This window comes from Leptolyngbya cf. ectocarpi LEGE 11479 (assembly GCF_015207065.1).
Classification (GTDB): domain Bacteria; phylum Cyanobacteriota; class Cyanobacteriia; order Phormidesmidales; family Phormidesmidaceae; genus Leptothoe; species Leptothoe ectocarpi.
The window spans coordinates 1-8,211 of the sequence record NZ_JADEXP010000293.1 but is presented as its reverse complement, the minus strand read 5'-3'; the positions used below and the strand labels follow the sequence as shown (position 1 = coordinate 8,211).

At 48.1% G+C, this 8,211-nt stretch carries 6 protein-coding genes; 5 read left to right on the top strand and 1 reads right to left on the bottom strand.

Annotated features, from left to right (window positions below; translation table 11 throughout):
- The 3 genes from IQ260_RS23290 to IQ260_RS23280 all read left to right on the top strand — a co-directional run.
- Nucleotides 1-983: metallophosphoesterase family protein (locus IQ260_RS23290; RefSeq protein ID WP_193995476.1), on the top strand; the 983-nt coding region annotated here is incomplete at its 5' end.
- A gap of 53 nt (nt 984-1,036) precedes the next feature.
- Nucleotides 1,037-3,403: a M48 family metallopeptidase gene (locus IQ260_RS23285; protein ID WP_193995475.1), complete on the top strand. Its 2,367-nt coding sequence runs from the start codon at nt 1,037-1,039 to the stop codon at nt 3,401-3,403.
- Nucleotides 3,404-4,160: 757 nt separating this feature from the next.
- Entirely contained in the window at nt 4,161-4,610 is a 450-nt protein-coding gene (locus IQ260_RS23280) for an RNA recognition motif domain-containing protein (protein WP_193995474.1), read from the top strand.
- Between the two features lie 139 nt (nt 4,611-4,749).
- Here IQ260_RS23280 and crtB read toward each other — a convergent pair whose 3' ends face one another.
- Nucleotides 4,750-5,679 carry a 15-cis-phytoene synthase CrtB gene (gene crtB, locus IQ260_RS23275; RefSeq protein WP_193995473.1) on the bottom strand — a complete coding sequence of 310 codons (930 nt, stop codon included), beginning with the start codon at nt 5,677-5,679 and terminating at the stop codon, nt 4,750-4,752.
- Between the two features lie 392 nt (nt 5,680-6,071).
- On the opposite strand from crtB, the gene glyA reads away from it, so the two are divergent.
- Together glyA and IQ260_RS23265 are read left to right on the top strand one after the other, a co-directional pair.
- Nucleotides 6,072-7,352: a serine hydroxymethyltransferase gene (gene glyA, locus IQ260_RS23270; RefSeq protein WP_193995472.1), complete on the top strand. Its 1,281-nt coding sequence runs from the start codon at nt 6,072-6,074 to the stop codon at nt 7,350-7,352.
- A 327-nt stretch (nt 7,353-7,679) separates the two neighbouring features.
- On the top strand, nt 7,680-8,211 hold a 532-nt coding region (locus tag IQ260_RS23265), incomplete at its 3' end, for a glycosyltransferase family 4 protein (RefSeq protein WP_193995471.1).

The window sequence follows — 8,211 nt, the reverse complement described above, 5'->3', positions numbered from 1 at the left end:
GGTATTTATCGGACTGGGGCTTATTAAAACTGTTAGAGCCTGGTCAAGGTGAGGCGATGTATGTCCCTTGGGATGAAGAAACCAGACAGGGTGGCTATATTGATCTAGTTTGCGGTGTCCGTATTTTGGGGTCAAGTTGGTATGGAGCCGCTGCCCCTAAAGCTATCGAGCAAATTGCTGGGGCGATCGCAGAACTCCCCCCTGGTCCAGACTCTCAGATTTTACTTTTTCATCATGGTCTTGAAGGGCAAGTTGCCCGCTATTCCGGAGCTCTACGCTATGGTGATTTACTCCCTCTGAGAGAGGCCGGTGTCGATTATCTCGGTCTGGGGCATATTCATAAACACTACACCGTCGATAATTGGGTGTTTAATCCGGGTTCTCTTGAAGCCAACAATATCGAAGAAGGTGCCTTTGAACGGGGTGCTTTGCTAGTGGAACTGGTGGCAGGAGAAGAGGTCAAGGCTGAGCTAAAAACGACCTATAAACAGCGCTCCATCGTCCGTCTATCCTTAAAATTACGAGGACAAGAGGCATTAGAAGAGATTGAGGCCCTTGCTCTTCAGGTGATTGATCGAGCCATCTCTCAAGAAAAAGTTGTCCCTGATCAGCAGCCGATTGTTGAATTGCGAATTGAAGGCCAGGTGGGCTTTGAGCGCTTAGAGCTAGATACACGACAGCTGCAAAGTCTGTTGCAGGAGAATTCTGGGGCGCTAATTTTTCTCCTCAAATATGAGGTTGATAATGTTGCCTATGGGACGCCGCTGCCGGATGATGCCGACCGTCATCAGATTGAGCGAGAGATTTTTACCGATCTTCTATCTGCTAACAATGTCTATAAAAAACGAGCCCAATCCCTGGCTGCTGGTTTGATCGATCTCAAGGAACGGCAGCTAAGAGGTGACCCTGAAGAGACTCTCTACGAGTTCGTAGAGCAGATGTTAGAGCCGCCTGTGCAGTCGTTTTCTGAGCAATCGCGCTAAGATTGCGGCATTTGCACAATTGTGTGTCTGACCTGCCGTCAATCCTGCCGTCAATGACATCAGAGGATATCTGTATGGATTTAGAGCGCTCTCCAGACCAGTTGATAAAAGCAGGGCTTGCTGCGCTTAAACACAAAGACTATGGGCGTGCGATCGCACTATTTCAACAGCTACATCAGGCTGATGACACGAGTACCGCTCATCGGCTCAAAGCTCAAATGGGACTGATTCGTGTTTATGCCGCCCAAGGAGCCACGCAACAGGCTCAAGCCCTATGTCAGCCATTGCTCAAGAATCGTAGTCAGACTATTCGACAGTGGGCTCAAGAACAATTACACCAGTTAGCCTCAACAGCTAGTCAAGACGCTATAGAGTCCGGTGCCAACCCATCATCAACGAGTGGTTTTGTCCCTGAAGCCACTGGTTTTATCCCCCTAACTCCCAATAACGCTGCTGCTGACGTCGGTGAGAACATTGCCACTAGCCCATCCTCACTGTTTCATTACCAGACTCTCAATAGTGAACGGAAACTGAGTGCGATAGATACTCATGCCCATGGTTCTTCTGCCGAAGCCAATAGTTCTGCCACCCCCTCACCGCGACAAGTTGCTCCGGCGGAGAAATTCAACCAGCCGCCCCCCCAGCCACCCAGAGCTAGGGCGAGCAAAGTAACGACCGATGACGGTCCCCATCAATGGCCCCAAGGAGACCGGCTCAGCACGTTGAAATCTTTAGGTAAGGTTAACGGTGGACCGCTGTGGATTGCCCAGTTGGTTACCGTACCCATGCTTTTTTTTGTAGTGCGTTGGCTATGGCAGGTAGCCCTAGCTGTTATACGCAGCTATCTGCAATTTCTAGACCGACTGTTACCGCTTGATCTGCGACCTGCATCATTTTTCTGGCAACCCCATACCTGGGCAGTTCTGATCTGTCTTAGTCTGCTGACGATAGCGGCTCCTTGGCTATGGCCGTTATGGCTACGCCCTGCTGAGACTGTTACGAGTACAGCCCTAGAAAAATACAGTCCAGAAGCTGTCCAGTTATTGCGACGTTTCTGTAACAAACGTCGCTGGCCCTTGCCCAAAATTCAGTTGCTTACCAGTGACTTACCGATCATTGTTTCCTATGGCTGGCGGCCCCGGTACGGTCGTCTTGTGGTTAGTCAAGGGCTGCTCGATGGGTTAGCACCTGATGAGCTGGCGGCCATCATTATGTACGAAATGAGCCACTGGTCTAATTGGGATTGGGTCTTTTTCTCTACCCATGGGCTTCTGTTACAGAGTTGCCATCGTGTTTATTGGTTTTTAGCTCGGTGGGGCGAATCTCGACCCTTTATCCTGAAAAACACCGCTGGGACTTTTGCTACCCTGAGCTATGGCATTTTTTGGTTGCTGGCTCAGGTGGGGTGTGGGTTGGCCCGTACCCGTATCCCCTATCGAGACCGCAGCGCTGCTGAACTGACAGGTAACCCTAATGGTCTTGTCCGCGCGCTTGCCAAACTGTCCCTGGCGATGGGCAAGGCCGTTCAAACCCAAGGATATACTCCACCGCTGTTGGAAAGTTTAGAGCTGATGCTGCCAGTTAGCCCTGACGAATCCACATCAATCCAGCAATTTGCCTGGGGGGCATTTAATCCATTACGCCATTGGTTATCGATTAATCAGGGGCATCCACCCCTAGGAGACAGGCTTTACACTCTGAGTGCCTATGGCCGTCACTGGCGACTAAAACCTAGCCTGAACTTTGCCCAGTTAAGTTTAAAGCAGGGCCCTCGTCACTTCTCTCGTCGTGATTGGCAAACGTTGTTAATGCAGGGGGGTGCCTGGTCTGGCTTGGTGGTGGGCTTGGGCGTTGCGCTGTTGATGTGGCTGGTGGGTGCGATCGCAACCAGCCTTGATTTTCCCCTATTGGCTTGGCTCCATCGTGATTTTAGTATTCTCGTCAGCATGCCTTTAATTGGAGCAGCTACAGGTCAATTACTCCGGATAAATACCTTTTTCCCAGAAATAGCTCCCTCACTTGCCGCCCATGAGAGTCAGCTGACGATTGGACAAACTAACCCTAAACTTACTCCTCTCAGCAGCATACCTATTAAAATCAACGGCACTCTAACAGGTCGTCCGCTACTAGCCAATTGGCTAGGACAAGAATGGCGATTGCGCACATCTTACGGCAGCATTAAACTGCACCATACGTCTTACTTCGGTCCCCTGAGCAATCTGATGGGGCTTAACCCATTGCGCAACCAATCACTGCAGGTCACCGGTTGGTTACGTAGAGGACACCATCTCTGGATTGATATCGAACGTCTCCGTACCCCCAGAAATCATATTACGCTGGCTCAACATCCGAGTTGGTCATTCACTATCAGCTTTTTACTCCTGGGATATGGTCTTTGGATTATGTTTAGGGGCGGATGAAGCCATTACTTACCAGGGAGCTTATCTATGTTAATGATAAAGTTATAGTCCAGGTTGCAGCTATTTATATAAAGTGTTAAATTTTATTAACGAGTACTGACAGCCTGACTAATCTCAAATTGGTAAACCAGCAATTTAGTGTTAGGCATCGGGTTCTCCTACTCTCAACACAGCAAACCAGCCCAACTCAAGCGGCTGGTTTTTTTATTGAGTTTTTGTTGTTGGCGGTATGGAAAATGTTTTGCTGCCGTACGACATTTATCCTCGTATTGCCGCTGTTACCCAATAGTTTTTAGTAGACTGCAGAGCAATTGACATGAATAGGCATACAGTATCCTGACTAGCTGATTGGTTCTACGTTATCTTTAGAGAGCCTTACCAAAAAAAACACCGAATAACTTGGCTTGGCATCAGACAGCGTGATACCTTGATGTTGTAGGGATACGGTCTATTTCTCATCTCATGCTATGAGAAACCTCTGGTAAAAGTAGTGATGAGTAATTGTTTTGGTTAGCTATTTTCGGAGGCTAAAGGTGGTTTTTTAGCTCTCCTGACTAGGGCTGTAGACTCATCAAGTTAGTTACCTACTAAAATAACCAGTCTAGTTTTTGATGCGGTTCGTCGCTCGTTACATCATCTAAAACCATAGCTTCAAATTTTCTTCTGGTGGTGCCTTAGGTTCTGGAGTTTAGCTGGCTTAAATTTTGATTGCCATCCCACCGCAATTGTTTTTTAGATTTGTTTAAGAGGTATCTCCATGTCAGTGCGCTTATATATTGGCAACCTACCCCGTGACCTAGAACGCGAGGAGTTTGAGTCCGTTTTTTCAGAAGATGTTGATAATATCGTGTCAGTTAAGCTGATTGCTGATCGCAAAACCGGTAAATGCCGTGGATTTGGGTTTGTAACTGTTAAAACTGATGAGATTGCAGATGCTCTTGTGAGTAAATATAACGGTCAAGCCTTACAGGATGCTACTCTCAAGGTCGAGAAAGCTATGCCTCGTAGCAAAGAAAACGAAGGCTCTAGTAGCAGTGCTGCCCCAAACAACAGCGGTGGTCGTAAGGGAGGAAAGCGCTCAAATAGTGGACGAAAGCCGACCAGCTATTCCTCTCCGGCTTCCGAAAGTACCCAGCCAGACCCCCGTTGGGCATCTGACTTGGCTAAGCTGAAGGAAATGCTTGCTGCTCAAACAACGGCTTCCTAGTTGAGGAGCCGGTAAGGTTCGGCTCTAGTCATTTTGTTGCAATAAAAAAGCTGGAAGCTTAGCTTCCAGCTTTTTTATTGCTCATTGCTTGAGTGGAAAACCGTTGATGGCGCAAAGGTTGTTTTATTGAATGCCTGAGTCAAAGTACGCGAGCGCGCAGCAGGGCAGGGGGTAAACATAAAAGCTTGCGCACTGTAGGCACAAATGCCCGTCGATTAAAGACGTCGTATTGATTTTCAGCAATCACGTCCAGAATCTTACGATAGAGCATAAGTGCTGACCAAACCGGCCAGCGTGCATCTGGGCTGAGTACGCTAATTCCCCCTTCAGCCTGTCGGTAAAATTTTAACGCGCGCTGAATTTGAAAACGCATCAATGCTTGCCACCGCTCATCTATCACCCCGTTAATCAAATCCTCTTCACTGTATTTGAATAGCTCCAAATCTTCTAAGGGTAAATAAATACGGCCACGTCGAGCATCTTCCCCAACGTCTCGCAAGATATTCGTCAGCTGATTAGCAATTCCCAAGGCAATAGCCTCTTCCGTGGGACAAGGTAGGGCGCTCGCCCAAGGTGCCGTGTTGTATTCAGGGTCGACGCCCATTACAACCGTAGACATTAAGCCAACGGTGCCAGCGACTCGATAACAGTACAACTTTAAATCTTCAAAGGTTTCATAGCGAGAGCATTGTAAATCCATACGCTGGCCCGCGATCATGTCACGAAATGGCTGAATATCTAGAGCAAAATGCTCTAGTGCATCTACCATTGCCACGTCATAATCATCTCGAGGTCGACCTGCAAAAACAGACTCTAGCTGTGCTTCCCAATCGTCGAGAGTCGCTTCAGTTGTGAACTCGGCAGAAGGACCGTCGACCAATTCATCTGTCCGACGACACCATACGTAGATAGCCCAGATGGCACGACGTTTGACCTCAGACATCAGCATCGTACCCATATAAAACGTTTTGGAGTACTTAGCAGTAATCTGACGACAGCGCTCGTAGGACGCGTCTACAGACGCCAACACAGATGCGGGCGAGACAGGGGTGGTGGGTTGCAACAGCATGGGGTTCTTATTCAACGAAAAGCGTCATGGGCCAGTGGCGAGTTGAAAAGCAATGGCTGAATTTGCTACCACAATATGACAAATCAAATTCACCTTACAAACATTAGGTGTTTACCAGTACCTCAGAGTAATGATTACTCACGTGTCCCTATCTATTTCACTCATTATAGATTTCTAAGTGTTACATTCTGATACGGAAACGTAATGTTTACCTGTAAAGGTTGCAATCAGCCACTTTGAGTTAATGCATTTACGGGTTTAGGTGGATGGTGGTCGAATAGCAACACTCCTTGGCAGCACGTTACTATAATTTGCTGGTAAACCGCAGGAATTCCGTAATCTTTATGCCTAGCTACCTGGCCGGGCCAATTCACACTAAAGTATCCATCCCCATGACCACTAATTTTGACTTTTTGAGACAAACTGACCCCGACCTGACTGCCATCATTGAGCGCGAACGTCAGCGCCAACAAGAACATCTAGAGCTGATTGCTAGTGAGAACTTTACCTCACCGGCTGTCATGGCTGCTCAAGGTTCTGTGCTGACCAACAAATATGCAGAGGGACTGCCAAATAAGCGTTACTACGGTGGTTGTGAGTTTGTTGATCAAGCTGAAGAGCTTGCTATTGAAAGGATTAAGCGATTATTTGGGGCTGCCCATGCCAATGTTCAACCCCATTCTGGGGCGCAAGCTAATTTTGCCGTCTTTTTAGCGCTGTTAGAGCCTGGTGATACGATCATGGGTATGGATCTTTCCCATGGTGGTCATCTTACCCACGGTTCGCCAGTAAATGTGTCAGGTAAATGGTTCAAGGTTGTTCAGTATGGCGTTAAGGAGGATACTGAGCAGCTAGACTACGATGCCATCCGCGAACTAGCACTGCAGCATAAACCCAAGATGATTATTTGTGGTTATTCTGCCTATCCTCGAACGATTCACTTTGATAAGTTTCGGGCGATTGCTGATGAAGTCGGTGCGTACCTCATGGCTGATATTGCCCATATTGCTGGGTTAGTGGCCACGGATTATCATCCCAATCCCATACCCCATTGCCATGTGGTGACAACGACTACTCATAAAACGTTGCGAGGGCCTCGGGGTGGTTTGATTATGACTAACGATCCGGCTCTGGGTAAAAAGTTTGATAAGGCAGTTTTCCCGGGTAGCCAGGGTGGTCCATTAGAGCACGTTGTAGCGGCCAAGGCAGTTGCCTTTGGCGAAGCACTCCAGCCTGAGTTTAAAGCCTACTGCGCTCAAGTTATTGCCAATGCCCAAGCACTGGCAGTTCAGCTGCAATCAAGGGGCTTTAAGGTAGTGTCCGATGGGACTGACAATCACTTGGTGTTGGTTGATTTGCGCTCCATTGGCATGACTGGGAAGCAAGCGGACGCCCTGGTCAGTATGGTTAACATCACTGCGAATAAAAATACGGTGCCGTTTGATCCTGAATCGCCTTTTGTCACCAGTGGTCTACGTCTAGGGTCGCCAGCGATGACGACTCGGGGATTGGGTGCTGAAGATTTCAAAGAAATTGCCGATATTATTGCGGATCGGTTGCTATCTCCTGAGGATAGTACTGTTGAGGCAGACTGCCGCAGTCGTGTTGCAGCTTTGTGCAATCGTTTTCCACTGTATACTCACCTGCAGCCGACAGAGGCTGTGCTTGCTTAGTCATCCCTGTTATATAGGTTTCAACATTGACGGGCCGAAAAATGATCATTTTTCGGCCCGTCAATGTTGCGAGCTTTAAGTGATGAGTTGATCATTCGATTCGATCAGTTAAGTCAACCACCCATGACGAGAAAGATATTCATAAAGGGCCGATATGCCTAGTGAATTTTATTGATCACCAAATAATAGTAATTTTGAATCTGATAATTCTCAGCTTAAAAGGTTGAAAAAAACTGCTAGGGTGACGGTGACTGTTGTGTATGCTGCCGATCCCTCGTATTGACTTCATAAATAGTTAGCGTCGTCTTCTCTCATCCCCTGTCACCCATGCCCTTCCAGATCTATCCCCTACTGGCTTTTGCACTATCGGCTGCTGTGGTGCTTGTGGCCACACCGATTGTCAAAAGGATTGGATTACACAGTGGCCGAGTTGATATGCCCGGTGGGCGCAAAGTTCATCAGGTTCCCATGGTTAGACTTGGGGGTGTATCCATCTTTCTGGGTACAGTGGTGGCTTTGCTGGTGGTGTGGAATACGGGTGGTTTTGTTGACGCCCAGGGTCAGCAGTTAATGAATGAACCAGAATTAGAGATCTGGGGAGTTACGCTGGGAGGCTTAGCATTTTTCTTAATTGGTCTACTGGATGACCTATTTGGCCTGTCTGCGGTGAGTCGCCTACTGATGCAGGCGACTGTTGCTGCGGTTACATGGCACGTCGGCGTGGATATTGCTTTTGTGTCTCTTCCTGGGTTGGGAATTGTACAGCTTGCTGACTGGGTAAGTCTGCCAGTGACGGTTATCTGGCTGGTGGGCATGGCAAATGCCATTAATTGGATCGATGGGTTAGATGGATTAGCGG

Coding starts and splice junctions, on each gene's coding strand:
- crtB (WP_193995473.1), bottom strand. CDS start 5,679: ATGCTGTTGCAACCCACCACCCCTGTCTCGCCCGCATCTGTGTTGGCG.
- IQ260_RS23285 (WP_193995475.1), top strand. CDS start 1,037: ATGACATCAGAGGATATCTGTATGGATTTAGAGCGCTCTCCAGACCAG.
- IQ260_RS23280 (WP_193995474.1), top strand. CDS start 4,161: ATGTCAGTGCGCTTATATATTGGCAACCTACCCCGTGACCTAGAACGC.
- glyA (WP_193995472.1), top strand. CDS start 6,072: ATGACCACTAATTTTGACTTTTTGAGACAAACTGACCCCGACCTGACT.